This window comes from Luteolibacter luteus (genome assembly GCF_012913485.1).
GTDB classification, from domain to species: domain Bacteria; phylum Verrucomicrobiota; class Verrucomicrobiia; order Verrucomicrobiales; family Akkermansiaceae; genus Haloferula; species Haloferula lutea.
Window position 1 is genome coordinate 4,455,676 of record NZ_CP051774.1, and the last position, 25,464, is coordinate 4,481,139.

Here is a 25,464-nt window from a genome sequence, read left to right on the forward strand (position 1 = left end):
GCGCGTTCAGGGCGTCGGGCGGAGCAGGGATTCCTTCCATGCGACATCCGCCGCTCCGGGACCGGAAAGGTAATCGTGGTAGCCCTTCCGAACGAAGGCCAGATACTCGTCGATATTCTCCCGGGTGATCTTCCAGCCTTGGCCCTGCCATTCGGGATGGGTGACCGGCCAGCCAAGCGCTTGGCCGAGAACCGCCTCGCCGAGCTCCACGTCATAGTGGCCGAGGTCATTCCAGTGCTTCATCCGGTCGAGGCCCTTCTTGTCGGCGGGCAGCACTTCGCAGTTCACCGGGTGGAAATTGCAGAAATCCCAGTAGCTGATGAAGCCGGGGCGCAGGGCGTTCATGTCCTCGGTAAGTCCGAGCAGGAAGCGGCGGATATCCTCGAAGGGTGCCGGAGTATTGGCGAGATCCCCGGATTTCGCGTGAGAGAGCGCGTGAACCGGATGGACGAGGAGCACCACTTGGAAATCGCCATGGGCGCAGTCGGTAAGGAAGTCCCGGAGTAGCTTGGCCTTGTCCTTGTCGACCCCTTTGTCGCTGTCCTCGCGCTCGCTGCGGATCTGGTCGCGGATGAATTTCATCTGCGAGCGGGAATTCGCCACCTCCGGGCGGAGCCGCAGGCCGTGCGGGGTGTACTCGCCCGGCGTTTTCTTCGCCGCCCGGTGGAGGACCTGCATGGATTCCTCGAAGGTGGAAAGCCCGGCCACGTAGCGGATTTCGCGGTTCAGGGTGTCCGTCCCGGCAAAGGGGGAAGTGTAGTAGTCGGACTTCGGGCGGGTATCCTTGGCATTCCCGAGATCGCCGGGGTCGATGCCGATGACCAGCAATTCCGGCTTCTGGTGGGCGAGGAAATAACGGGCGATGCCGACCGTTTCGTAGATAAAGCCGCCGCTGGCGCCGACGTTCACGGCGCGCTTGCCCTGCCAGCCGGCGGCGTCCGGGTTCCAGGCATTGTCGACCCGGGAGGAGCCGAAGAGCCCGACCTGCCACTTCCCGGAACGGATCAGCCCCGCCTTGCCGGTGCGGATTTGATTGGCGAGGTCCCGGTAGGGCTCCAGTGCTTTGGCCCGCCATGGGACCGGGGTCACGCGAAAGGGGTCGATGGTGGTGTTTGCCACCGCGAAGACGAGGCACGCGAGCAGGGCTCCCCCGATGACGAGGAAGTTGTAGCGCCGCCCGGAATGCATGCGGGAGCGTCTATGAGGAGGGATCGGCAAGTCAACGCCGGGGGAGAGGAGAAATCACCAGCGGGAGGCGGAAGGCGGGGGGGAGGATTGGTGATTGATGATTTCCGGCTGAGGGATTTCCCTCCCGGGCGTGCCTGATACCCAGATCGTCTTCCTCCTTTCCATGCCGCGCGCGGGCTCGACCTTGCTGCAGCGCTTGCTGATGGGCAGCGGGGTCTGCAAGTCGGTGGGGGAGCCGAGTTTCCTGCTGCGTTTCTTGGGCGAGGGCGATCCGATCCTGCGGGCAGCGACCTACTCGGAGGCGCTGGTGGAAACGGCGATCCAGGACCTGAGGAAGTCATGGAGCGGCTTCGACGCCGCCTACCGCAAGGGGGTCCACGATCTCTCGGTCCCGATCTACAATGGCCTGGCCGATGGCTTCCCCTATTTCATCGACAAGACCCCGCGCTACAGCCTGATTGCGGAGGAACTGGTCGAGCTGTTTCCGGAGGCCAAGTTCATCGTGCTCTGGCGTCACCCGCTGGCGGTGGCGAACTCGATGAGCACGACATTCCGCGATGGCTACTGGGAGCCTCATTCCTTCGAGCTGGATCTCTGCTATGGCATGGATCAGCTACGCTCGATTTGTGAGAAGCATGCCTCACGGGTCCATCAGGTGAAGTATGAGGACTTGGCCGCCGATCCGGCCGGAGAGTTGGCGAAGCTGGGCGCTTACCTCGGCATTCCGAATCTGGCCGATGTGGCAGACAAGGAGCTGAAGAAAGGGAATGACGGCCAGCTAGGTGATCCGACGGGGGTGAAGAAATACTCGAAGGTCTCGCCCGATAGCATCGCGGAGTGGGAGAAGGGCATCCGCAACTGGTACCGCGAGGCATGGGTGAAGAAATACTTCACCGGTGAGCGCGCGGAGTTCTTCCGTTCGATGGGTTATGACCTTCCGAAGAATATGAGGGAAGGAAAGGTGCCCTTTGGCCTGATCGATGGGATCAAGGACTGGCTGTATAGCTCACGCGTGATCAACCGGCGGGTGCTGCGGCCGCTGGGTTCGAAGCGGCGGATGAGGAAGGCCGCGGCAAAGCGCGGCTATCACGTGGTGTACCGGTGAAGCAGGGCTACTTCTTCAGCCCGTCCGTGATCAGTTTTTCCTTCCAAGCCACGTCTTCCTTTCCTTCGTTCTGGAGGTAGGTCTGGTAGTCGGCCCTGAGTGTGGAGATCCGTGACTCCACATTCTCAGGAGTAAGCTTGTCGCCATACCCTTGAAGATCCGGATTCGCGATGGGCCAGCCCATCATGATCGAGAGCATGCCTTCTCCCACATCACCGGTGAAGTGTTCCAAGTCGCGCCAATGAAGGAGCGCGCTGGGTTCTCCTTCGATCGGGCGCACGCGTTCCCGATTGTAGGGATGGTAGGAGTAGAAGTCCCAGAGCTCTACCTGGCCTTCTCCAACCTGGTGCTGGTTTACGGCTTTCACCATCTCCGCCAGGGCGCGGCGTTCGACTTCGAAAGGAACCTCGGCTTTCCCGAGATCCGATGACTTCGCCTGAAGCAGAACGTGGTTCGGGTGCATGAAGAGCACCAAGCGCACACCTCGCTCGCGGCAATGCTTCATCAGGGCCTCAAGCTGCTTCGCTTTCTCCGGATGAACCTTCGTGCCATCCCGCGGTTTCGGAGGAACACGAGCGTCATCGACGAAGCGGTTCTTGATGAAATTCAGCTGTCCTTTCCCCGGTGCTGCGGCACCGCCGCCGCCGCCATGGCCAGGACGATCACGGAAGCCGCGGGAATTGTACTCTCCCGGGGTTTTCTTCCGCTGGAGCATGAGCGTCTCATAAGACGTCTCGAAGGTGGAGATGCCGAAGACGTAACGCAGCTCGCGATCCAAGGCCCCGGACGGATTGAGCGGGGAAGCCATGAAATCGACCATCGGGCGAGTATCGATCGACTTCGTGAGATCGCCGGGATCAATGCCGAAGACGAGAAGTCGGGCCTTTTCCTCGTGCTTCAGGAAATATTCCGCCATCGCGATGTTCTCGTACAGGAAGGCCCCGGGCATCCCGAGATTCACCACCTTCTTGCCGCCCCAGCCCTTGGCGTCGGGATCGAGTGAACTGATCACGCGGGAAGAACCGAAGATGCCAACCTCCCAATCATCGTGGGAGCGGATCAGGCCGGCCTTTCCCGTGCGGGTGCTGGCGGAGATGTCGCGATAAGGATCGATGTCCTTGCTGGCCCATGGGGCACCGGTGACGCGGAAGGGGTCCACGCGGGTATTCACCGCGGCTGCGATCAGCGTGGCGAGGGCAGCAGTGGCCACCAGGACGGTCGCGTAGCGGCGCGTCTGACGGGTATTCGCCCTCATGACTTCGCGGCCTTCTTGATTCCGAGGATCCCGCGGATCCAGCGCTTGATGGCTTTCTTTCGGTAGCGCGAGGCATCACCGAGCATCTTGTCCGCGTAGAGGCGGTTGATGGCGGGGGATTCCCTCCGTTCCGGCGGCTGCTTCAGCGGGAACTTCATGCTGCCGGTGCTGGCACAGGCGACATTGCAGGTAGGGTCCTTGGTGTGGGTGGCGTCCTCACCGAAACCGAGATTCGAAATGAGATTCACCGCCGGGGAAATGCAGAGCCCCCCGCGCCGCAACACGCAGTACTGCCACTGGTAGTCCCAGACATCGTGATGATGCTCGCCCAGCGTGGAGAGCACCCGCTCGCGATGGGCCTGCTGGCGGAAACGATCGAGGCCGGCGGTGGCGAAGACCTCCGGGCTGTCTTCCTGGATGCCGCTGACCTCGTAGTCGAAATGTTTCCAAGCGCGCGCCCACGATGCCCAGCCCCATGCCTGGGCGTAGCGGGCGAAGCCGTAACTATATCCCTCGTAGATGGTTTCGGGATTTTCCGGGGCGAAGTTGTTGCCGTTGATGTGCATCACGTCCTCGTGGTCCGCGTGGCGGGCGAGCAGTTCGGCGCAGAAAGGGAAAAAGCTGGGATCCGGGAGGCAGTCGTCCTCCAGGATGATCCCGTGGTCTTCTTGGGAGAAAAACCAGGTGATGGCATTGCTGGGGCCGCGGCCGCAGCCTTGATTCACCCCGGAAAAGCGGGTGCGGACCTCGCAGGGCCAATCGACGGAGGCGGCGAGTTCCTTGCAGCGGCGGGTGAGCTCCACATCCCGCGGGTGGCCTTCCGGATCGCGGGCGCCATCGACGGCGATATACAGCCGGGTAGGGCGGGCAAGTCGCACACGATCAAGGATCTGTATGGCAAGGTCGGGGCGATTGAACCAGATCAGCAGCACCGGCGGACAGGCCGGACTACCGGCGGGCGGGGCGGTGATCGGTGATTCGGACGACATGCAGGAAGCGGGGTCGAAGGAATCCTCCGCGGGATACCGGGGCTGTGCAAGTCTCGGGGTGTTTCGCGATGGTCCGGCGGGAAAAGGGGCAGGGCGGGACGCGCTCTTGACCCCGCGGGACCAATTCCAAACAGTCCGGGGAGCCTGATCCCATGACGCGCCCGGTATTCCTCCTATCCCTTCCGCGCGCGGGATCGACGCTGCTCCAGCGTCTGCTGCTGATGACGGGACGCTGTGCGACGCTGGGGGAGCCGAGCTTGCTCCTGCGCTTTCTCGGTGAAGGTCCGGCGATGTGCCGGAAGGCGACTTACTGGGAGTCCCTGATCGAGACCTCCACGGCGGACATCCGGAAAAAGTGGCCCGGCTTTGATGCCGAGTACCGCAAGGGCGTGCACGACCTGATGCAACGGGTCTATGAGGGCTTGGCGGATGGGAAGGAGTTCTTCGTCGACAAAACCCCGCGCTATTCGCTGATCCCGGACGAGATCTATGCGACCTTCCCGGATGCGAAGTTCGTCGTGCTGTGGCGGCATCCGGTGGCGGTGGCTTCGTCGATTTCCTCTACTTTCCGGAAGGGAAGCTGGTGTCCGGATGAATTCGGGATCGACCTTTACGAAGGGCAGCAGCGGCTCCAGCAGTTCTGCAAGCGGCATAAGGAAAACATCTATCAGATCCGGTATGAAGATCTGGTGACCGAGCCGGAGCAGGAGCTGGCGAAGCTGGGGGCTTTCCTGGGAATCGATGATCTCGCGGATGTACTCGGCCGGGAGCTGGTGACCAGCACCGGTGGTACGCTGGGTGATCCGACAGGGGTGAAGCGTTACACGAAGATTTCGCCTTCGGGACGCGACGGGTGGAAGAAGGAGATCTCTAACTGGTATCGGCGGGCTTGGGCGCGCGAGTATGTCTCGGGGGCGCGGGCTGTTGCGCTCAAGGAGCTGGGCTACGACTTGCCGGATGACGTGGCAAAGGGGCCTCTGGGATTGGGGCAGGGATTGATCGACTGGATCGCGGCGAGGCACCGGATTTCGCGGAGGCTGCGCCGGCCGACGTGGCTGCCGAGATTTGCGAGGAAGTTCCGGAAAGAGAACGGGTATGAGGTTTCGTTCCGTTAGGCTGCGATTCCTTTGAGCAGCTCGGCCCATCGGGTGAAAAGCAGCCTGGTGTAGGCCTCGGCACCAATCTGATACGCGCCGAGCGAATACCCGTCGTTGGCCTCGATCAACGCGGTCTCTCCTGTGTCGAGGACCCCAAAGTCGATCCCGTAGGCGGCCGGTGCTTCCCCGGAAGCCCGGTAGTCTCTCAGGGCTGCTTGTATTGTACCGAGGCAAGGCTTCGCGCTTTCGTCTCCGCTGTACAAGTTCAAGCCCGCAATCTCTTCTCCGATCACATAGACCCGATATTCGGAAAGCCATCTCACGACTTCCGAGCACCATACCGGCTCCCTGCGGCTGACGTTCCCGATGAGGTAAAGATCATCGTGCTGCTCAAGCACGCGGCCGGTGAAGCATTTGATGCGACCCGACGGCTTCACGAAGGTGGGAGGGGCTTCTTGGCCCGAGATGCGGGTCTCGACTGTTCCTAGATCCGATTTCCAAGTACGACGTTTCAAGTAGGAGGTGAGAGCCGCCGGGTAGTCGTGGCATGCGGGGATCGGGATGTTCAATTGCCGCATGGCACCATGCATTGCGTCGGCGTCTCCACAGATGAAAGCGTGCGGGTCCAACGGCAGTTGTCTCCGATGGATGCGCTTGGCGGTGTAGATCTGCACGGGAATGTGGAGGCGTTCACATTCGCTGCGGACGAGCTTTTCCTCGTGCCTCAGGCGTCCGTTGCCGGGGTCCTCGAGATACGCGATTTCGAACATGCTCGGGTATCCGTCGTGCTTGTTTTCGGCGACAGGTTTTTCAATTGAATATCGTTCCAGGGTTCATCTCGGCAGGGGTATGCCACCGGATGCCTAGTTCCTCGAGTCGTTGTTGCACCGTCAGCCAAAGGACACCTCCCCTCTGGCTTTCGGGAAGTTCGGCGTCTTCCTTGCGTACCGTTTCCATGACCTCGCGGATCACAGGACCCAGTAGCGGGTCGAACTCGATGGGATCGACCAAAAACGCTCCCGATTTTTGTGAAGCAGAAGCCTCGAAGATTTTCTCGCGGAGCTCTTCGGGCAGGAAAGGCATCTTGTCAGGACGAGGAACCCTTTGCTCAAGGATCCGCTTGAGCAGTGCAGGGTCTGTCGTCCGTGCAAACTCGCAGGCTTCCAATACACTCATTCCCGTGGCTTGCCTCACGGCCATGGTGAGCTCTGCCGATGGGGGGTCTTTGGTCATTCGTGACGATCTTGGGCCGGCTACGAAGGTGTCTTCAGGCGGGAAAGGATGTCGCCCCTGACCTTCGGAGATGCGGTCATCATGGGATGCAGCGGGCAGGGGACGGAGATGTTTTCCGCGCGTGCCCAATCCGAACTGCAGGAAGGAATGATGATCAGATCGGCTGGGGTGCGGTAGGAGACGATGGGCATTTTCCCCAAACGATTTTCCGTCGAGGCGAGGCGTGTGAGCCACGGGCTGTCGCAGCGCATCTGCCGGGCACCCTCGCCATAGCAGAGATGGGCCATCGCGGTGCCGTGGTGCGGGGTGGAAATCGTGAAAAACGCATCGCAGCGCTTTGCTCCGCCGAGCTCCTGGAGGTAGTAGCGGCTGACGAGCCCACCCATGCTGAAACCGACGAGGACGATGTGTTCCTTCGGGCCGAAACGGGTGTCGATCTCGTGCTTTAGTTGTTGGGCCAATACCTCGAGGCCCTCGCGGCCATCGGCCGGCTTCAAGGACGGCACCAGACACTCCACGCCGCGTGCTTCGAGGTCCCGGCGGAGGAAACCGAAGCTGCGCCACTCCGCCTGGAAGATGCCATGAACCATCACCACACGGGTGGTGGGGATCAAACCAGATGGCACTTCCCCCCGGGCATTGGCGAGGGAAGCGGCGGCGAGCAGCGTGAGAATCACCCGTTTCATGGCAGCATATCCAACAGGAGATATGCCAGGTCCGCAAGTGACCCGTCGTGAGAAATGAGTGAAAAAATAGGGCCGCGGGATCTCTCCCGCGGCCCTGCAAGCAGTTCAATTCGTCCCACCTGCCGCTCAGGGCTGGGTAACGTTGAGACGCATGAATTTCTTCGTGTCCGCGCCGGTGATGGCGACGGAGGCCTTGATCAGCTGGTCTCCCGGATTGTCCTCGACGATCTGCTCGGTCACTCCGACGGAGGACCAAGTCGTGCCGAGGTCATCGCTCCACTGGGCGACACCGGTAACACCACCGATACCCTTCTCGCGACGGAAGGTGATGCTCAGCGTGGTCGCGGTGCGCTCCGAGGAGATGGCACCGGAGTTCATCACCGAGGGATCCAAGCCGAGGTAGAACTCGATCAGGTTCTTCAGGCCGTCGCTTTCCGGGTCATCTTCGCCGCCGGTGGCGGAAAGGCCGGGGAACCCGGCGATCCACGAATCATATCCGACTTCGGTGCCGACAGTGAGCACGTAGCTCTGGCTGGTGACATCCCCGTCGACGTTGTAACGCTCGATCACCACGTTGAAGCTGCCCGTGACGGCGGCATCCACGGTGCCGGAAATGAGGCCGGTGCTGGTGTTCAGCGTGAGCCCGGTAGGCAGGGTAATGCCGGTGCCGAGGCGGAAGACGGAAGGAGCGTCCTCGATACCTGCCACGATGTTGGCGATCCAGTTGGTGTTGGCCGCGTTGTTGCCCTTGCCCGGCGTGACGCCGACAATCGAAACCTCATCGTCATTGATGGTGAGGGTCAGATTGGCGGACTGGAATTCCGGAGCGCTGGCCTCGATCGTGATCACCTGGGTGCCATCGGAGACCGCATCGTCAATCGCCGCGATGGGGAAGTTGACGCTCGTCTGTCCTGCCGGGATTGTCACCGTAGCTGGAACGGTCACGGTGTCCGTCTCGCTGGAAACCAGCGTGAAGACCACATCCGCGGTCGGGGCTGTAGCCAGCGCGATGGTGCCGAGGGATGCTGTGGCGCCTGCCGTTTCGAGGAAGGTCGTCGGAGTGGCGCTGAGGCCCATGAACTTCGGATTCGAGGTGTGTTTGCCTACATCCGTGTAGTTGGTCCGGGCGACGAAGTTCCAACCCGTGAGGGTGTAAGGATTCTCCGGGTTCGTATCACCCAGCAGCACCTCGGGATTGCGGCGCATGATCTTGTTGCTGGTGTTGTTGGTGTCGTCACCCCAACGAGCCACGTCGGCGCCGATCTGACCGATGCTGTCGATCGCGGTGTTGTTCTTGCGGAGAATGATGGTGTCGTCTCCATTCCAAGTGAACAAGGCGTCCTTGGTGGTCTGTTCGGCACCCGGCTTCGAAAACGCCGCCGTATTCTTGCGAACGAGGAAGGTCCCGCCGGGCGCAACCGTGCCGGTAAGAGGCAGGGTGAAGATCTGGTTGGGAGCAGCCAAGCTGTTAGCGTGAATCTGAAGGCGATAGCCCTGCGCGGCGAGATCCACGGGGACGGAACTCGGGTTGAACAACTCGATACCGCGGTCGTTTGCCACATTTCCGAGGATATACTCGGAGATGATCAGGTCGCCCGGGGCCATCGGAGAGATGTCGGAGCGCGCGATCATCGAGCTGGTGGTGAGCCACTCCTCCGCGACTTTCGAACCCAGATCGCTGTTGCCGGTGAAGTAGGCGGACTGCCCGTCGTCGACATCGCCAATATTGACCTGACCCTGCGAGGATAGACCGTAGCCGACTTCGGACACGATCTCATTGCTGGCGTTGCGCAGGGAGATGACGTCACCCGTGTTCGCCAGCGGCGGCCAGGCGCTGCCGGAACCCTGCACGAAGTAAGTTGCATTCGTGCTGGGGATTACCACCTGGAGGTCGGCGAAGTTGGTGTCATCCCCAGGAAGCAGGCTATCCTTGGTCAGGCCGCCCACGTAGATAACGATCCGCGTGCCAGCGGGGATATTATCCCAGACAGCCGCATTCTGGAAGTTCAGCGCGATGCCGGAGCTTTCCCTCAGCGACCAGTTGCGGAGGCTGCACTGGCGCAGGGTCAGGATTTCCACCCATTCGGAGAAGCCGCTGACACCGTTGGCCATCGGCCCCTGGCTGAATTCGTTGATAATCGCGTCGCGGGTGATTTCGCTGCCATTGCTCTTCAGGACGAGACCGCTCTGATAAGAGTAGGCGGCACCCGGAGCGACCAAGGTGCCCGGACGTGCAACGAGGTTGACGATGTTCGTCGCGAAAGGCGCGCCGGTGTCTTCGCCGTCACCCGGCGTGACCTGGCAACGCCAGAGGTATCCCGCATTGGTGGGAGCTGGGGCAAGCGAGGCTTCGGTGAGGCCGGCGGCGTCACTGAAATTCCGTCCGTCCGAGCTCTTCTGCCACTGGTAGGTGAAGATCGGAGTGTCGCCATCCTGGTCGCTGGCCACGATGCCGGAGACATTGAGGGCTGTATCCGCATAGGCAGGTGTGCCGCCGATGGATGCTGCCGTGATGACCGGCGGGCTATTCTTCATCAGGATGGCAACCGCTGCCGATTCGGACACGGCCGCTTCCGGCTCTGCGGTATCCGTGCCGACGGCTACCAGCGCGTGTGGTCCATCAGCCGGGGTGATTTCGAAGGAGTAGGGGGCTTCCGTGTCGGTGCCGATGAGGGTGCCGTTGTCAAACAGCTCCACCTTGGCGACGGCACCGGGATTGCCGTCGGCGTCGAGGTCGGTGGCAGTGGCTTCCACGGTCACCGTGCTGCCCGGCGTGAAGACGGTGCCATTGGCCGGTGAAGTGATCTTGACCAGAGGTCCGGGATTCTTCGGCGGAGGATTGGTGCCGTGGACACTGAGTGTCGCTTCGATCAAGTTGCCTCCGCTCGTGTTGTTGGCACCGGAGCGGTCGGAGACCGTCACGGTCCAGATGCCCTTGGCGCTTTCACCCCAGTTGTGGGTGGTCATGAAAGTCCACGAATAATTGTCGGCGCTATCGCCGTGGACCGTCGCGAGCCGGCTGGTCACGCCGCTCGGAGAAGTCAGGTTGATCTCCAGGTTTCCGCGGGCGCTATGGTTGATCCCGACGGACAAGGTGACGTGTTCAACGCGGACATTCGAAGAACTGAAGTCGAAGGTCTTCACCAGACCGTTCGGGGTGTTCTCAGGAATCTGGCCGCTACCCGTGCTACGGGATTCGTGAACGAGTGCGCCGAGGTTCTCCCAATTCTCTGCCAAGGCGACCGCAGCGGCCGCGTCGACAAGGCCGGCACCATAGGCGTGGTGGAAATGGAATCCCGCCGAGTTCGTGCTCCAGCCAGCGTCGTTCGGGTTGATCTTCTTGGCCGTGGTGGCGAGGATTTCCTGGACGTCGCGGTACCCGAGGTTCGGGTTCTTGCTCAACATCAGGGCCACGATGCCCGATGTGGTCGGCGTGGCTGACGAGGTTCCGCCGAAGGAGTCCGTATAGTCCCCGGTGCTATAGCCGACCGCGCCGGTGCGGTCGGTGGTGGTCTTGCCGAGAGCCGGGGTGGCACCATTCGAAGGTGCCGTCACCAGCAGGTTTGCTCCGAACTCGCTGTAGTAGGAGCGGCGCATCATGCTGTCCATGGCACCCACACCGATGGAGTAGATGCTATTGGCGAAGCCGTCGTAGTTGGAGTTGTCGCCGTAGTCGTTGCCGTTGCCGCCTGCCCAGAGGAAGACGGTGCCCTTGCCGTCGCGACCGGTGGTGACGCTGGCTTCCAGTGCTTCCTGCTCGTAGGCGGTAGGGCCCATCTTCAGCAGCATCCAGTCGGTGGGACCCCAGCTGTTCGACTTGATATGGACATTGCCCATCTCGTAGGCGATCGCATCACCGATGTCGGCATCTTCGATCGGTCCGGAGATCAGACGGTAGCCAACGAGGGTGGCTTCGGGCGCGGAGCCGGAAACCCCGATGCCGTTGTTGCCGCGGGCACCAACGTCACCGGCACAGGCAGTGCCGTGGTCGTCGTTGTTGCCGGGGCTCGGGTCGGCATCGTTGCCGTTGAAGTCGTAATCGATCGCGGTGTTGATGTTTCCGGCGAAGTCAGGGTGGTTGGTCTGCAGGCCATCATCCACGATGCCCACCACCACGCCTGCACCACGGGTGCCGGCGTTGGGGTAGTTCCAGACACTCTCGACATTGATGTCGGTCCCTTGGACGACATTTCCGTTGTTATTGTATTTGAGATGCCACTGCTGGCTGATCAAGGGATCGTTCGGCATAGCCCGCTTGCCCATCTGCATGGCGAGCTGGACTTCGGCGCTGACGAGCTCCTTGTTTTCCCTGATGGTGTCGATTTGGGCGAGAGCTGCCAGCGGAGACTTGGCGCTCATCACCACGAACTTCTTCGTCCATGCGGGCAGGGTCTTCAGGGAAAGTCCCAGCGATCCCACCAAGGACTCGCGGTCGGTTCCTTCCGGTACCTGCACCATCACATTTTTGCTCACCAGGCGGCGGTAGGCAGCATTGCCTTCCTCACCCTCGGGATACACGACCGGGAGCACCCGGCCTTCATCTTCAAATTCGGCGATGCGGGACTCGTAGGTGTCCGGCGTGGCGGCCGGTTCCAGACGGTGGACGTGCTCCTGGCCATCGGCATCGAGCACGGAAACTTCCTTCAGGGAGAGCTTCCAGTTCTGCACGTCACCTCCATGGTTGATGCGGAAGCTGCGGTCGAATAGCGCAGCGACGCCTCCGGGGATGGCGTCTGCCTGATGTTCCTTCTTGGCGATTTCTGCAGAGGCATCGCGGTCTGCCACCTTGGTGGCAGCGGTTGTCCCGGATGACGGAGTGGTTTCCGGGGCGACTCCGGATGCTTCCTGAGCGTTGGCGGGAGCAGCCTCGCTGGAAGGGGAGTAGGATTTCGGGCGGGAGGCGGAGGAGAAGCCGGGGATTTCTTCACGGACCACGACGGCAGTAAGCGCGGCGGTGGCGAGGAGACCGGGCACAATCCACCTATGGGAGCGGTTGGGTTGCATGGGTAGTGGTATGCAGGTTGGTAGGACGCTGCATGACTTAATTGTTCAACTGTGGCGATTAAAAAACTTCGGCAGAATTACAACGACACCGGCCGCTCCACAGTGTGTGAAAAATTAGTGAATTAGGCAGTCGCATCCCCCTCGGAATAGGAGTTTTTCCGAGGCGCTTGATGCCTTTTGGAAATCTCCCGAACGCCCAACTTAAGGTAAACCCTCACATTGTGATTACAGGATAAAACTTATCCTGCAAATTGCACCTGAGGGTATGAGGAAAATGAAAGGGGCTAGCCTGGCGGCCACTTCATCTGGCGACCCGCCAGAATATGAATGTGCAGGTGCGGCACCGCTTCCCCGCCATCCGGTCCGTTATTTACCACGATCCGGAAACCTTTTTCCGCGAGGCCTTGTTCCTTGGCGACTTTCCGTGCGGTGAGGAAAAGATGTCCGATCAGTTCCTGATCCTCATCGCCAGCTTCGGCGATCCGGGGGATCGGCTTGCGCGGCACCACCAGGAGATGTACCGGGGCCTGGGGAGCGATGTCGCGGAAGGCCACGCAAAGCTCATCCTCATACACGACATCGGCCGGGATCTCGCGATCGCAGATCTTTTCAAAGAGGGTTTTGGACATCTGGGGAAAGGGAAAGGCAAACGCTGAACACGGAGAAGCCGGGATTCAACGCTGAAGGTTGAATACGGTCCATGCGTGCTTCATCCGGCGATCGAGGGCATCGTTTTTGGCTGCAGGCGCGCGCGGAGATCACCTCTCGCTATCCATGCGGAAGCGCAGCGGTCGCCGGAAGGGATGACGGTCGCGATCCAGATCGCAGAGGAAGGTTCGGATGTCAGCCAGCAGGGCATCGCAACGGCTGTCCCATTTCTCGACCGAGCACAGGAGCATAGCAGCTTCCTTCAGCCCTCCGAAGCGGATCTCTTCCGCGCCCGCGGATTGCAGGTCGGCGAGTTCCTCCCGGAGCAGCCCGAAGAAGGCGAGTTCATAGCCGGTGCCCGCTTGCTTCGCGAGGCGAACGAGCGAGATCGATACCGGTGGCGCCAGCGGCTCCAGTTTCTCGGCGATGCTCTCGCAGCCGATGCGCACCAGCATGTGGCGCATGCGGTCAAAGAGCTCCGTCAGCGTTAGCAGGTTTAGCGGACACTTCGTCTCGAGGTATTTCTCGATGCCCATTCGGATGTCATCGACGAAAGGGAAGTCTTCCCTTTCCGCGGCCAAGGCGGCGCGGCGCAGTGCCGTTGCCAGCCACAGCGTATCGTATTGGATCACTTGATGGCGTCCGACCTGGATGGCGGGACGTGAGCCGATAAGAGAGATCACGAGGGATAGGAATCAGGGTGGGTCGGGTGTTGCACGGGGTTGGGGTTGAACAGCACTGGCAAGGGAAAGCTTTAGTCTTTGAAAAGGCGGCGTTGCATGGGGTCGCGGGAGGGGCGGCGTTCCAAGGCTTGAATCTCACGGATGAATTCACCCACGTCTTCGAACTGGCGATAGACCGAGACGTAGCGGACGTAGGCGACAGGATCGATCTGATGGAGCTTGTCCATCACCTTGGCGCCAATGACGGAGGAAGGGACTTCCGACAGATGATCCTGATGGAGTTCGGTCAGGATTTCTTCCACCGCGCGGTCGAGGCGGTCCATCGAGACGGGCCGCTTTTCGCAGGCCTTGATCATGCCGCTGATGATCTTCTCGCGGTGGATGGCTTCGCGGGTGCCATCGCGCTTCACCACCCGCAGCTCGGTGCGCTCGATCTGTTCGTAGGTGGTGTAGCGGTACGTGCAGCCCAAGCATTCGCGGCGGCGGCGGATCGTGGTGCCATCCTTCGACATCCGGGAGTCGAGCACCTTGTCCTTGAATGAGCCGCATTGAACACACCGCATGTTGAAAAAACGATGGCGAAGGGTAGGGCACCACAAGTGGTAGCGTCAATTTGAAAACTACGCTAGATTTAGTGGATGGGTCCGAATGGTCCGGCCATCTGAAGGGATAATTTTAAGATTCGCTGGCAACTCCGGAACGAGCTTCGGCGTTGAGGAAAAAAGTCCGGATTTGGGGATGGGGGTGGCTTGACGGGGGCGTGATTTCTTGGGTTGGTAAACGGGATTTTTTCTCTCCCGCTCCATGAAAGCCCTACTGGTGGTATCCCTTTCCGCGGCCTTGCTGATGGTTTCCGTGCTTCTTTCGCCCGCTTCATCGAAAGAGGAGTCCGACCGCTTTAGTCGTCGCCGTTTGAATGATGGGATTGCGGTGGACGCTCCCGATGCATGGAGGTGGATTCGCGATGGCATCCACATCGACAACGTGAAGCGCCTGATGGGTGAGCCGAAGAACGTGGAGCCTAGGCTTTCCCAAGACCGGAACAGCCTGCAGACCATTACCTATGAGAGCGACGTGAAGGGCGCGGAGCACTGGCTGAGCTTCTACAACGATGGCCTTTTATGTTCATGCTCTTGGTATCAAGGGATCCCGGCCGCATCCGGAGTGGCTGCACCTGTGCCTGCGATCGAGGACGGGCTTGTGGTGAATGGACCGAGGATCGTTCCGATCAAGTGGAAGGGTGAGGCGGAGCGTGGCTTTCAAGTGGAAGTGGAGATCCAGCATCCCGATGGCAAGTGGGCATCCTCCCGGACTTACTTCACCTCGAATCACGCAGTCGCGCATTTGCATACTGGGGACAATCCCGGTAGATGGCGGGTGCGCGCGCTGGCGGCCGAGGGTGCGGGCGTCTGGTCTCCGCAGGTCGGCTTCGTTTGCGGGCGGGAATGAGAATGAAAAAGCTCTCCCCGCGGTGAGCAGGGAGAGCCGTGTGTCATGCCGTGATGCGGCGTGGCATGAAGCGGTGATCAGGGCACGTGGGTCGGCAGGGCGTTGGTGCCGGTGTAGACGTCCGTGCTCTGTTGCAGGCCGAGGCCGTGGATCTGGGCATGCTGCACCCCGGTGAAGGTGACGGTGAAGCCGGAGACCGTACCCGGGACCAGATCCAGATCGAACTGATAGGCGCGGGAGTTGATGTAGAGGTCTTCCCACACGCCATTCATCAGAACCTGGCCGTTGTAGACCTTCGCATAGCGGGACCCATAGGAAGCATTGACGGTATAGGTGCCAGAGGAAGAAGTCACCGTCAGCACCGGAGCCGTGCGGTTGTAGAGGTCGTAGGTCCACGCCTCGCCGATATCGAGGTGGAAGACCACGGTCTTGGTGCCGGACAGGAAGCCGGTACTGCTGGCCTCCACTTCAAGCGTGCCGCCATTCGTATTCGGGAGGTTCAAGACGCCGCCGAAGTAGATCGAAGCGCTGGCAGGGTAAGGTCCGCCGGCGAGGCCGTTGGAAACTTTTCCGAGGCCATTGGCACCGGCGTCCGGCCCCACCTGTGACCCGAGGGCGCCCACCCATGCGGCAGTGCCGGGGAAGCTGCCATTGCCCGGATAGACCGAGGAACTAAGCTGCTCCCAGCCTTCCGACATGGTGCTGCCGGTGAGTGTCACCGGAGTGTAGATGCTCCCCGGCTGGTTCCCGGCGGTCACCGGATCCTTGTCGGCAAGGTACTCGGCCTGCACGGAGCCGGCGATGAGGGTGGAGAGGAGTGCGATTTTCAGTAGTGGTAGTGTGGTTGTCTTCATGACTCCGCCACCGTGGTGGGGATCGGGGTATTCCGCTCACCGGTGTTTGCGAATGATTGGCGGTAGATCGGCGGAAGTTGCCTCGGCAGTCAACCGGTCGCCAATGCATGGCAATCTAACATGAACTGGAGAGTTATAGGTGAGACGGTGTTTCCCCGGGGTGTTCGCAAGTAACCGCGCATCGGCGGCAAGCAATCGCCAGCGAAATGCAAGAGCTCGTCAGTGAATGGCAAGGGGCCGCGAGCGCGGCGTGGAGAAGTGGCCCAGCCTGTGGACCACGAGCCCTCCGATATGACCACGACACGATCCGCTCTCATCACGACTGCCCTCATCGCCTTCGCCCAAGTGGCGCCTGCCGCAGAGATCCCGGCAGGTCTCACTTGGCTGCCTTCCGATCCACTGGATATCACGTTGTCCGGGAACAAGGCCTACGATCTCTGGCTGAACCTGGCGGGCTCCGCGAATATGAGCCGCCAGGCTCCCTTCATCATGGGTGGGATCGACTACGGTCTCCTGCCTTACAACATCAACGGCTATGCCGGCGGCGGGATGTTCCCCGGTATGACGATGTGGGCTCCCTATGCGTCACAGTTCGGGACGAGCACCACGGCCGGACAGCTGATCAAGACAGCCAATGGCACCGGTGGTGGCCCCTATCCGGCGAATTCCTCGATGTATTTCGGCGGGGCTAGCCCTCAATCAAACGTCAACGGCGGGTCCCTCGCTGCGAAGGGTCACGCAATTCCGGCGGTGAAGACGGTGACTTTCCAATTTTCCATCGGTGAAGCCTACGGCTACTCGCTCTGGGATGCGGATGGCGATGGCATCGGCGCCAACGACATGCCGAAGCTGAAGGTCTTCAATGCCAGCGGCGAGCTCATCACCACGTTGGCCCCGAACTACGCGGAGGTCATCAAGAAGGCCTATAACGGTAGCATGGAGATGCCACCGGGCTCGGGTCTGGATGAGGATATCTACATCAATACCTTCGGGCTGCAGTGGAATCTCGCCGTGGTGGAGCAGGAGATCGCTTCCTTCCAAGTGGATTGGACCGGTGTGCAGCACGCCCAGCTCTGGTCCCTGCGCCTCGATCAATCGGACGCGAGCTATAGCAGCTTTGTCTTCGACATGACCTCGAATTGGTCCGGTGCCGAGGACGGCATGTGGGCGAATGTTGCGAACTGGCAGGCGGGCGGCACTCCTTCCTCCGTAGGGAAAGCGGTCTTTGCCACGGGTAGCGGTGTCGCCCTCGCCGCGGATACGCAGATTGGCCAGATGGTCATCAATACGCCGGGAGATTTCACCCTGAGTTCGGCCAGCGGAGCGAAGCTTTCTCCGAGCCTGAATCTCGTTACCCAGGCAAATGGAGCACCCGCGGCGCATGCCATCAGCACGCCGGTGAATTTTCCTGCGGTCGTCACGCTGGATGTGGGCGGGGATACATCGCTGGCACTCACCGGAAATGTCACGGGGACCGGCTTCTACAAGCGGGGCGCCGGCACGCTTAGTTTAGGCGGCGCGAATGACTTCAGCGGGACGCTCGTCATCGGCGGAGGGACAACCTTGGTTAGCGGCACGAACCTCACTTCGGCCGCCTCCGTGTTGGACATGAAGAATTCCAAGCTGGTGCTCCAAGGCAGCAATCGCTTCGAAAGCGAGTTCCAAGCCAAGCTCTCAGGGACCTCGATCCTCGGTCAATCCGCGGTGCTCCAACTCGGTGACGCGGATAGCGGTGGCATCACGCAGACCTTCGCGCAGTTAAACGCTGCGAAGCCGCAATATGTAAAGGATCTGAACCCGAATCCTCAGACCGAGCCGCCGGTTTATGTCGTGGGCGGCAACGCCGCGATCTCCATGCTCACGCTGAAGGGTGGCCTCTACTCCGGATATCTCGGGGGTGACGGCGCGAACGAAAATAACCTCGCCCTGAATGTCGAGGGGGCGCTCACCTTGCAAGGAACCAGCACCTACACCGGAGACACGGTAATCAAGGCCGGCGGTACGCTGCAGGCAAACCGGGAGATCGCGCTTTCCCCGAACAGCAATCTGGTGCTGGACGGCGGGACCTTGGCACTTGGTGGTTTCAGCTACCAGACCCCCGGAGGCGTGAACGACGCCGGCATCACGATCAATGAATCACTCGGTACCTTTACCCGCAGCATCGGCACGGGCCCCGGCGAAGTCAGGATCGCCAGCGGTGGCAGCTTCAAGGCGATAGGTGGCAATCGCACGCTCAACTTCGGGGGAAACGGTGCACAGCTCGTCTGGGGGCAGCCGGGTTTCGTGGCGGAGGGGGCGCCGCTGGTCCTTTCCTCCGACAATACCAGCAAGATCACCTTGGCGAACGCGATCGACCTAGGCTCCAGCAGTCGCACGATTCAAGTGGAGGCAAATGCAACCGCAGAGCTGAGCGGCTTGCTGAGTGGCAGCGGCAGTCTGAACAAGACCGGGGTCGGTGCGCTCTTTGTGACCGGGGTGAACGAGTTCACCGGTCCGATCCGGATCGAAGCGGGCCAAGTCCGTGTGAATGACATCGGTGATGAAGGCCCGGGCACTGGCTTCGGAAACAGCACCGGGGCAGGAAGCATCGTGCTCGCAGGGGGCGGAGCGGATGGATGGAACGGAGGGATACTCAGCTACACGGGTAGCGAGTTCTCCAGCACGAACCGTCTTTTCACGGTAGGCGGGAATGCAGGGTCGATCTCGAACGACGGCACCGGAACGATTCACTTCACGAATACGGGTGCTGTGGCATTTGATAATGCCGGTCCGGTGACGCTGGAACTGCGCGGCGGCAACAACAACCGCAACCGCTTCGATCCACTGATCTCCGATAACGGGGAATTCAAAACTTCCTTGAGGAAGGGCGGCACGGGAGCCGGTGGCACCGGTGGCTATTGGATGATCGGCAATGAGGCCAACTCCTACACAGGTCCGACTCTCGTCATCAGCGGTGTCCTCGAGGTCACGAAGCTGGCGGATGGTGGTGTGGCCAGCAGCATCGGTGCCTCACGAAGTGAGCCTGCAAACCTGAAGTTCTTCCGGGGTGGCCTCAGCTATACCGGAGCGGGTGATACGACGGATCGCTTGTTCTGCGTTGCGAACGGAACGACGAGTCCGGTCTTCTACGCCAGCCGCATCGATTCATCCGGCACGGGGCCGCTCGCCTTTACCAATACGGGGAGCATCGGCTTTACCGACGTGAATGGAAATGCTCAGGCAATCGGCAATGGGGGATGGCTGGCTCTGGGTGGATTGAATACGGGTGACAACTTCCTTTCCGCGCGCATCGGCGGATCCACTGCAGGCAGCGCGCGCTTCACGAAGGATGGTGCAGGCAAGTGGTCGCTGACGAATCCGGGCAATACCTACGTCGGTATTACCGAAGTGAATGGAGGCACCCTGGGCATCCGGAAGATCGGCAATGGCGGCATTCCGGTGGTGATGAATACCACACAGAATTCCACGGCTACCACGGTGACCAGTGCTACGGGCCTGATGGTAGGGCAGTCCGTGGAAGGTCCCGGAATCCCGGCGGGCACCACGATCACCGAGATCAATGGCACGGCCGTGACCCTGTCCCAAGCTGCCACGGTCACCTATGCGTCCGGCACGAATCGCAACAAGATCGCAGGTGTTGGCAGCAGCATCGGCATCTCCACCAATGTCGCGACGAATCTCGTGATCAATGGCGGCACGCTGCAATATCAGGGTGAAGGTGATAGTAGCGACCGCCGCTTTACCATCGGTGTGAATGGCGGCGGTTTCGACGCTTCGGGAACGGGAACAGTGATTCTTAACAATGCTGCGGCGGTGACTTACACCGGCACGGCGGCGCGCACGCTGTCCTTGAGCGGCAGCAATCCCGGCGACAACACGTTGGCTGCAGCCATCGGCAATGCGGGGACCGGCGTCGTTTCGGTGGTGAAGTCCGGCGCTGGCACGTGGGTCCTTTCGGGAAGCAACACCTACACGGGCGATACGACAGTTACCGCAGGCACTCTGGCCGTCACGGCGGGGGGCTTTGCCGATACATCCGATCTCACGGTGGCCGAAGGGGCCACGCTGAAACTGGACTATCCCGATGGCACGCCGGATTCGGTGGCGACACTGACCTTGGGCGGCAAGCTTGCGGTCTCGGGGATCTGGGGCGCAGAGGGATCGGGTGCTGCCCACACCAGTCCGTTGATCACGGGCACCGGCTTGCTGAATGTCGCAAGTGGTCCCTTCGAACTGTGGTCGGCACAGATCCAGGAGGAGGGTGCCCGCGATCGCGATCAGGATGCGGACGGTGATGGTCACACAAATCTTGCCGAGTTCCTCTTCGGTTCGGCTCCAGATGCTTCGAGTGCCGCTTTGGTCGATGCGGTTCACGCCGGCGGAAATTTGGTCCTGCGGTGGAACGAATTGCTCAGTGGCGGTATTTACCAACTCCAGGAAAGCGGCGCCCTTGATAACGGAGCTTGGCAGCCAAGCGCCATCACCCCGGTGGAAGCTGCTGATCAAAGCGGTGTTCCTGCGGGCCATGTCCGGAAGGAGGCCATCGTGCCGCTTGATGGGGATCGCCGCTTCCTGCGCGTGAACGGCACCGAGAATTGATTCCGCCTTCCCAAGGGAGAGTCCGGAGCCATCCGGGCTCTCCCGTTTTTTCCTTAGCGACGGAGATTCATGAAACGTCTGATGAACTTGCCGGCCCTGATCGGCTCATGCCTTGTGTTGATGGCGATAGCGGCTTCTGCCGAATCACTACTGAAGAACCACCCGCTGCAAGGTCAGGTGAAGACCACCTACTGGACCTTTCTTGCGTCCCAGAACCCGTACCGCATTCCGGATAGCCCTTCGACGATGACGGGCACGATGACGGTCGCGAGTCCCGGATATGGCGCAGGCATGGGACTCTACAGTTGGACGGGAAACTACTCGATGACGGTGAACCAGGCTTCGACTGCGACTCCTTCCTTCCGGATCCAGCAGGTCGTCTATCAGCTCGATGTCACTTGGGATCCTGCCGTTCCCTTTCCCTTCAGTGGCGGACCGAAGCTCAGCTATAACGGGGGAAATCAACTCATCCCGGCCACGCTGCCGATGATCGCGGACGGGACGCGGATCGTGGACAATCAAACCGGCATCCCGGAGATGGAAGGGATCGACTCCTTCGCCTACCGGGGCATCACCTGGCAGTGGGATCTTTCCGGTGCGGTGGAGAATATCACCAGCGTGAAGATTCAGATGCCTTTTGCGAATCACACTTCGGTTGTGGGGGCGCGGGTCGATGTCGCTTCGGAGTTCGTGGAGATCGGTGCGCCAGAGACACCTTTGCAAGCATGGCGTCGGACTCACTTTGGAAGTGCGGGAAATGAAGGGCCGTCGGCTGATATCGCGGACTCTGATGGAGATGGCCTGCCAAATCTCATCGAGTATGCGCTTGGAACCATACCCACTTCGCCCGGTCAGGGAAATGGCTCGGCGATGGCTCCCAAGCCGCTTTTCGCTTCGGGCCGCCTGAAGCTGGCTTTCTCGCTTCCTGAGCCAGCGCCATCGGACCTGATCTATCGGGTCAGGGTGTCGAATGACATGGTCAATTGGAGCACGCTTGCGACCAAAGCCGGTGCCGCAGGGTGGACTTGGCAGGGCGAAGGTGGATCTCAGGTGAGCGCGGTGGCCGGAGCCGGGCGGGTCCTGGTCGAGGTGGCGGATGATCGGATCGCGGGGGATGCCCCACGCATGATGAGGCTGGAGGTTTCCTACTGAAGTGGCGGCGACGCTCAATTTGAAGATATCGATGAAGTCATTGGTTAAGCGAAGGACGCGGCAGTCGCTGTGCGCGTTGGCGATGTTCATGGTAGCGGATGCTCGGGCGCAAGATGCGGCCGACGCCGTTTCCGGGGAGGAGGTCGTCGCTCTGGAAGATGGCGACAAGGCGGTGGACAGCGGAAGCGTGGTTGACGGGCTGGATGAGATCGTGGTGGTGGCGAATCGGACCGAGCAGCGCTGGCTGGATGTGGCGGGAACCATCACCCGTGTCGATAAGGAGGAGATGCAGGAAACGGGCGTCGAGGATCTGGGTAGCATCGTGAAATACGATCCCACCGTGGTCGTGCCCTTTGACATGACTACCGGCGATGGAGCCGTGGCCTATGCGGCGACGGGCTCGGCGAGCTTTAACATTCGCGGCACCGAGGGGAATCGGGTCGGCGTCGAGGTGGATGGTATCCGCCAGCCGCCTGAGTATGTCTCCACGTCTTTTGACGCGGGCGCGGAAACCGGGGCCGGTGGCATGGGCCGCGATTACTTCGATCCTGCGATGTTCCAGCTCGTGGAGATTCTGAAAGGCGGTGCCAGCGCACTCTATGGCAGTGATGCCATGGGTGGGATGGTCTCGATGAAGACGCTCGAAGCTGCCGATTTGCTTGGTGACAAAGATTGGGGCGGCTTGGCGCGCACCCAGTATTTCTCGCGGAATGAAGGCCTCGCTTGGCAAACGGGTGGCGCATTCCGGAAGGACAACTTTGACTTCCTGCTCATGTATGCCGGTCGCGATGGCGAGGAGACGGCGAACAACGGCTACATCCCGCCCGATCCGATGGAAGTCGAAAGCAGCGCGTGGCTTGCCAAGGCAGGCTACACGATTGGCGATCACCGTTTTCTGCTCACCTTCGAGAACTACGAGCGAAACGTCTATGCGGAGATGCGGAGCGCGCTGCATCCGAAGATCGAGATGTTCAACATCTTCAAGAAAAGCATCGAGAACTGGCAGGACGTCGAGCGCCAGCGCCTCAGCTTGAATTGGGATTGGCAGCCGCAGAATGCCTTGGTGGACGGTCTGCAGACCCATCTCTACTGGCAGGACTCGAGCAGTGCGAGCCGCAACCGGAGCACGAATCCGCCGCGCCAAACGGGCTTCCCTCCGGAGTGGGGAATCAGTGAAACGGAAGGGCGGAATCGCCGCCAGCGGATTGATTTTGAAACGGAGATCTACGGGCTCACGTCGATCGCGCGCCGCGAAATCGATCTCTTCGGCGTGAAGCACCAGTTCCTCGCGGGAATCGATCTGTCCCAGGAGAACTCCAGCAATCGCTTCAACCGTCTGGAGACGGATGGCGTGGTGCTTCCCAATCCCGACGGCGGCCTGCCGATCGTCTCGACGCAGCGCACGGTCTCCGATCGCATTTCCTTCGCACCCTCGGAGACTTATCGCCTCGGTCTCTTCCTTCAGGATGAGATCCGACCTCGCGAGAAGCTGGTCGTCACTCCCGGGCTTCGCTTCGACTATCACCAGATCGACGTGGACTTGGCACAGGATTACATGGACCGTCTTTCGAATCTATTGGGTGCAGGGCTCCAGCCATCCAGCGGCTACGATAACTTCAGTATCTCGCCACGCCTCGATATCGTTTACGAGACGACTGAGCATACCCGCGTTTACGCCGGATACGGAATGGGGATCCGAAATCCCACTGCCGAAGAGCTGACGATGATCTTTGATCACCCATCCGGCGGGTATCAGCAGATCACGGTTCCCAATCCCGATCTTTCCGAAGAAATCAGCCATGCCTTCAAGCTTGGCTACAAGGGGGAGGCGGATTTGGGACGCTTCGCCATCGAGGGCTTCTTCACGAAATATCAGGACTTCATCGAGAACAACGTGCCCGTTGGCTTCCTGCCGGATGGTACCGGCCTCTCGACCACCAAGAACGTCGGCGAAGCGATCATCTATGGATTCGAAGCCAGTGCGGAATGGAACATGGGCGAAAGCTACGACAAGCTCACCGGTTGGTCGCTCGGCCTGAATACCGGCAGGGCCTACGGTGAGAACGAGACCAAGGACACCGCGCTCAATACCGTGGAACCGTGGAAGACCGTAGGCTGGCTGGGCTATCAGGATGTGAATGAGAAATTCGGCGCACGCTTGCTGGGCACCTACACCGCCGCGGTGACCCGCACGGATGACACCACCATGAACGGCCGGATGTTCCATCCGCCCGCGTGGTTCACCCTGGATCTCATCGCATGGTATCGTCCTGCGGAAGGAGTGACGATCAATGCCGGCCTGAACAACATCTTCGACGAGAAGTATTGGAACTGGTCTTCGGTACGCCGCAGTGGAGGCCACATGGGGCTTGATACCTTCGGCGGCCAAGCGGGTTCGGTGGACGATCGGACGACGGCACCGGGTAGGAACTTCTATCTCTCCGCGACGTACGAGTTCTGAGGTTGTTTGGGCGGAGGTTGACGCACGCTGTTCCGATTCAGACGCTTTCCTTGCTTTCGCGGGTACATGGGAACGGGAGGATCACTATTTCTTGGTCGCTGAACTTACCGAAGGCAGGCAATCCAGGAAGAATCTCCCCGCCCGCTCCGCATCCCGTTTGAGCGCTTGGGACTCGCGTTCCAGAGGGTTCATCGTGTCCACGGCGGCGACGGCCTTTTCAGTCTCCTGCTCGGTAGTCTTTTCCTCGTTCCTTGTCGGAGCGGGATCGATCCGTGTGGCATGCTTTGTCTTTTCCTCGGCCAGAGGAGAGAACACAACCATCAGCAAGGCCACTGCGGGCGGCACCAAGAGCCACCGCCACCAGTCCAGCGGCTTGCTGCGATGTTTTTGCTGTCCGATCGCCCTGAGAACCTTTCCCTCCAGGCCTGGAGGCACGTCGACCTCCGGCTTCCGCGAGCGCAGCAGATTTCCGATCTCCGTGTAATCGTCTTCAGGTTTCATCGGAAGGCAGGGATGGGTTTGGGCAACTCGGGCGGACGAGCTTTTGCAGCTTCGGCCAGGGTCTTTCGGGCGCGGTGTAGAAGCACCTTCACTGCCCCCTCGCGCTTGCCGAGGATTTTCGCGACGTTCTTCACCGGCAGGTCCTCGCGGTAATGAAGCCACAGCGCGCTGTAAGCGTCGGGACCGAGCTCGCGTTTTGCTACTTCCCAGAGCCACAATGCGTCGTCGTTCTCCGAAGAAGGCTCTGGCTGTGGCAAATCGTGAGGCAAGGGCTTCGACCGTCGCAAGGCTGCGATCGATAACCGGCGTGCCAAGGTAAAGAGCCAAGGAAGCAAGGGTTGTGAGGAATCATAGCGGTGAAACTTCTTCCACGCCCGAACGAAGGTCTCTTGCGTGAGATCTTCCGCATCCTGCCGATGTCGGGTCAGCGTCAGGAGGAAGGCGAAAACACGTCCGTGATATCGATAGACCAGCGTTCCGAATGCCGCCGATGATCCCTCTCTCGCTTGTTTCGCGAGGAGAGAATCATCGGGGCAAGGGAGAGAGCTCATGTTGCGGGG

Annotated in this window: 19 protein-coding genes; 6 read left to right on the plus strand and 13 right to left on the minus strand. The window is 60.7% G+C overall.

The window, feature by feature from the left end; genetic code table 11:
• Positions 1-6 precede the first annotated feature (6 nt).
• A complete protein-coding gene (locus HHL09_RS18420) occupies positions 7-1,188 on the minus strand; it encodes a hypothetical protein (RefSeq protein ID WP_169456096.1) in 1,182 nt (393 codons plus the stop codon).
• A gap of 130 nt (positions 1,189-1,318) precedes the next feature.
• On the opposite strand from HHL09_RS18420, the gene HHL09_RS18425 reads away from it, so the two are divergent.
• The gene (locus HHL09_RS18425) at positions 1,319-2,293 is read left to right on the plus strand and encodes a sulfotransferase family protein (RefSeq protein WP_169456097.1); all 975 of its coding nucleotides are present in this window, start codon (positions 1,319-1,321) and stop codon (positions 2,291-2,293) included.
• A 7-nt stretch (positions 2,294-2,300) separates the two neighbouring features.
• Here the strand turns inward: HHL09_RS18425 and HHL09_RS18430 are convergent, their stop codons facing one another.
• Positions 2,301-3,548 carry a hypothetical protein gene (locus HHL09_RS18430; protein WP_169456098.1) on the minus strand — a complete coding sequence of 416 codons (1,248 nt, stop codon included), beginning with the start codon at positions 3,546-3,548 and terminating at the stop codon, positions 2,301-2,303.
• Entirely contained in the window at positions 3,545-4,537 is a 993-nt protein-coding gene (locus HHL09_RS18435) for a hypothetical protein (protein ID WP_169456099.1), read from the minus strand. Before HHL09_RS18435 ends, HHL09_RS18430 begins: the two co-directional genes overlap by 4 nt.
• Before the next feature lie 152 nt (positions 4,538-4,689).
• Between HHL09_RS18435 and HHL09_RS18440 the strand changes: the two genes are divergently transcribed.
• Complete coding sequence (locus HHL09_RS18440) at positions 4,690-5,652, plus strand: sulfotransferase family protein (RefSeq protein ID WP_169456100.1); 963 nt, start codon at positions 4,690-4,692, stop codon at positions 5,650-5,652.
• On the opposite strand, the gene HHL09_RS18445 is transcribed toward HHL09_RS18440, so the two are convergent.
• The 7 genes from HHL09_RS18445 to nrdR form a co-directional block, all read right to left on the minus strand.
• On the minus strand, positions 5,649-6,404 hold the full coding sequence (locus tag HHL09_RS18445) for an ATP-grasp domain-containing protein (RefSeq protein ID WP_169456101.1): 756 nt from the start codon (positions 6,402-6,404) through the stop codon (positions 5,649-5,651). The genes HHL09_RS18440 and HHL09_RS18445 overlap by 4 nt on opposite strands.
• 40 nt (positions 6,405-6,444) lie before the next feature.
• Entirely contained in the window at positions 6,445-6,867 is a 423-nt protein-coding gene (locus HHL09_RS18450; protein WP_169456102.1) for a hypothetical protein, read from the minus strand.
• A 20-nt stretch (positions 6,868-6,887) separates the two neighbouring features.
• Positions 6,888-7,553, minus strand: coding sequence for a lipase family alpha/beta hydrolase (locus HHL09_RS18455; protein ID WP_169456103.1), 666 nt, complete (start codon positions 7,551-7,553; stop codon positions 6,888-6,890).
• A gap of 126 nt (positions 7,554-7,679) precedes the next feature.
• Positions 7,680-12,527 (minus strand): S8 family serine peptidase, encoded by a 4,848-nt coding sequence (locus HHL09_RS18460; RefSeq protein ID WP_169456104.1) that lies wholly within the window; start codon positions 12,525-12,527, stop codon positions 7,680-7,682.
• 314 nt (positions 12,528-12,841) lie between these two features.
• On the minus strand, positions 12,842-13,186 hold the full coding sequence (locus HHL09_RS18465) for a histidine triad nucleotide-binding protein (protein WP_169456105.1): 345 nt from the start codon (positions 13,184-13,186) through the stop codon (positions 12,842-12,844).
• A gap of 129 nt (positions 13,187-13,315) precedes the next feature.
• Positions 13,316-13,888, minus strand: a complete 573-nt coding sequence (locus HHL09_RS18470) for a hypothetical protein (RefSeq protein ID WP_169456106.1) — start codon at positions 13,886-13,888, stop codon at positions 13,316-13,318.
• Between the two features lie 71 nt (positions 13,889-13,959).
• Positions 13,960-14,451, minus strand: coding sequence for a transcriptional regulator NrdR (nrdR, locus tag HHL09_RS18475; protein ID WP_169456107.1), 492 nt, complete (start codon positions 14,449-14,451; stop codon positions 13,960-13,962).
• A 241-nt stretch (positions 14,452-14,692) separates the two neighbouring features.
• Between nrdR and HHL09_RS18480 the strand changes: the two genes are divergently transcribed.
• Positions 14,693-15,337 carry a hypothetical protein gene (locus HHL09_RS18480; RefSeq protein ID WP_169456108.1) on the plus strand — a complete coding sequence of 215 codons (645 nt, stop codon included), beginning with the start codon at positions 14,693-14,695 and terminating at the stop codon, positions 15,335-15,337.
• Between the two features lie 77 nt (positions 15,338-15,414).
• On the opposite strand, the gene HHL09_RS18485 is transcribed toward HHL09_RS18480, so the two are convergent.
• Positions 15,415-16,191 carry a hypothetical protein gene (locus HHL09_RS18485; protein ID WP_169456109.1) on the minus strand — a complete coding sequence of 259 codons (777 nt, stop codon included), beginning with the start codon at positions 16,189-16,191 and terminating at the stop codon, positions 15,415-15,417.
• A 291-nt stretch (positions 16,192-16,482) separates the two neighbouring features.
• Here HHL09_RS18485 and HHL09_RS18490 point away from each other — a divergent pair, with 291 nt between their 5' ends.
• From HHL09_RS18490 to HHL09_RS18500, 3 genes are all read left to right on the plus strand, one after another.
• Positions 16,483-20,790 (plus strand): beta strand repeat-containing protein, encoded by a 4,308-nt coding sequence (locus HHL09_RS18490; RefSeq protein WP_169456110.1) that lies wholly within the window; start codon positions 16,483-16,485, stop codon positions 20,788-20,790.
• 69 nt (positions 20,791-20,859) lie between these two features.
• Positions 20,860-21,942, plus strand: coding sequence for a hypothetical protein (locus HHL09_RS18495; RefSeq protein ID WP_169456111.1), 1,083 nt, complete (start codon positions 20,860-20,862; stop codon positions 21,940-21,942).
• Positions 21,943-22,030: 88 nt separating this feature from the next.
• Positions 22,031-24,403, plus strand: a complete 2,373-nt coding sequence (locus tag HHL09_RS18500; protein ID WP_169456112.1) for a TonB-dependent hemoglobin/transferrin/lactoferrin family receptor — start codon at positions 22,031-22,033, stop codon at positions 24,401-24,403.
• Positions 24,404-24,487: 84 nt separating this feature from the next.
• Here HHL09_RS18500 and HHL09_RS18505 read toward each other — a convergent pair whose 3' ends face one another.
• Complete coding sequence (locus tag HHL09_RS18505) at positions 24,488-24,904, minus strand: hypothetical protein (RefSeq protein ID WP_169456113.1); 417 nt, start codon at positions 24,902-24,904, stop codon at positions 24,488-24,490.
• Positions 24,901-25,455, minus strand: a complete 555-nt coding sequence (locus HHL09_RS18510) for an RNA polymerase sigma factor (RefSeq protein ID WP_169456114.1) — start codon at positions 25,453-25,455, stop codon at positions 24,901-24,903. Before HHL09_RS18510 ends, HHL09_RS18505 begins: the two co-directional genes overlap by 4 nt.
• Between the last annotated feature and the right edge of the window lie 9 nt (positions 25,456-25,464).

Excerpts from the sequence above, each read along its gene's own strand:
- HHL09_RS18420 (WP_169456096.1), bottom strand. The coding sequence starts at position 1,188 with ATGCATTCCGGGCGGCGCTACAACTTCCTCGTCATCGGGGGAGCCCTG.
- HHL09_RS18430 (WP_169456098.1), bottom strand. The coding sequence starts at position 3,548 with ATGAGGGCGAATACCCGTCAGACGCGCCGCTACGCGACCGTCCTGGTG.
- HHL09_RS18435 (WP_169456099.1), bottom strand. The coding sequence starts at position 4,537 with ATGTCGTCCGAATCACCGATCACCGCCCCGCCCGCCGGTAGTCCGGCC.
- HHL09_RS18440 (WP_169456100.1), top strand. The coding sequence starts at position 4,690 with ATGACGCGCCCGGTATTCCTCCTATCCCTTCCGCGCGCGGGATCGACG.
- HHL09_RS18445 (WP_169456101.1), bottom strand. The coding sequence starts at position 6,404 with ATGTTCGAAATCGCGTATCTCGAGGACCCCGGCAACGGACGCCTGAGG.
- HHL09_RS18450 (WP_169456102.1), bottom strand. The coding sequence starts at position 6,867 with ATGACCAAAGACCCCCCATCGGCAGAGCTCACCATGGCCGTGAGGCAA.
- HHL09_RS18455 (WP_169456103.1), bottom strand. The coding sequence starts at position 7,553 with ATGAAACGGGTGATTCTCACGCTGCTCGCCGCCGCTTCCCTCGCCAAT.
- HHL09_RS18465 (WP_169456105.1), bottom strand. The coding sequence starts at position 13,186 with ATGTCCAAAACCCTCTTTGAAAAGATCTGCGATCGCGAGATCCCGGCC.
- nrdR (WP_169456107.1), bottom strand. The coding sequence starts at position 14,451 with ATGCGGTGTGTTCAATGCGGCTCATTCAAGGACAAGGTGCTCGACTCC.
- HHL09_RS18480 (WP_169456108.1), top strand. The coding sequence starts at position 14,693 with ATGAAAGCCCTACTGGTGGTATCCCTTTCCGCGGCCTTGCTGATGGTT.
- HHL09_RS18485 (WP_169456109.1), bottom strand. The coding sequence starts at position 16,191 with ATGAAGACAACCACACTACCACTACTGAAAATCGCACTCCTCTCCACC.
- HHL09_RS18490 (WP_169456110.1), top strand. The coding sequence starts at position 16,483 with ATGACCACGACACGATCCGCTCTCATCACGACTGCCCTCATCGCCTTC.
- HHL09_RS18495 (WP_169456111.1), top strand. The coding sequence starts at position 20,860 with ATGAAACGTCTGATGAACTTGCCGGCCCTGATCGGCTCATGCCTTGTG.
- HHL09_RS18500 (WP_169456112.1), top strand. The coding sequence starts at position 22,031 with ATGGTAGCGGATGCTCGGGCGCAAGATGCGGCCGACGCCGTTTCCGGG.
- HHL09_RS18505 (WP_169456113.1), bottom strand. The coding sequence starts at position 24,904 with ATGAAACCTGAAGACGATTACACGGAGATCGGAAATCTGCTGCGCTCG.
- HHL09_RS18510 (WP_169456114.1), bottom strand. The coding sequence starts at position 25,455 with ATGAGCTCTCTCCCTTGCCCCGATGATTCTCTCCTCGCGAAACAAGCG.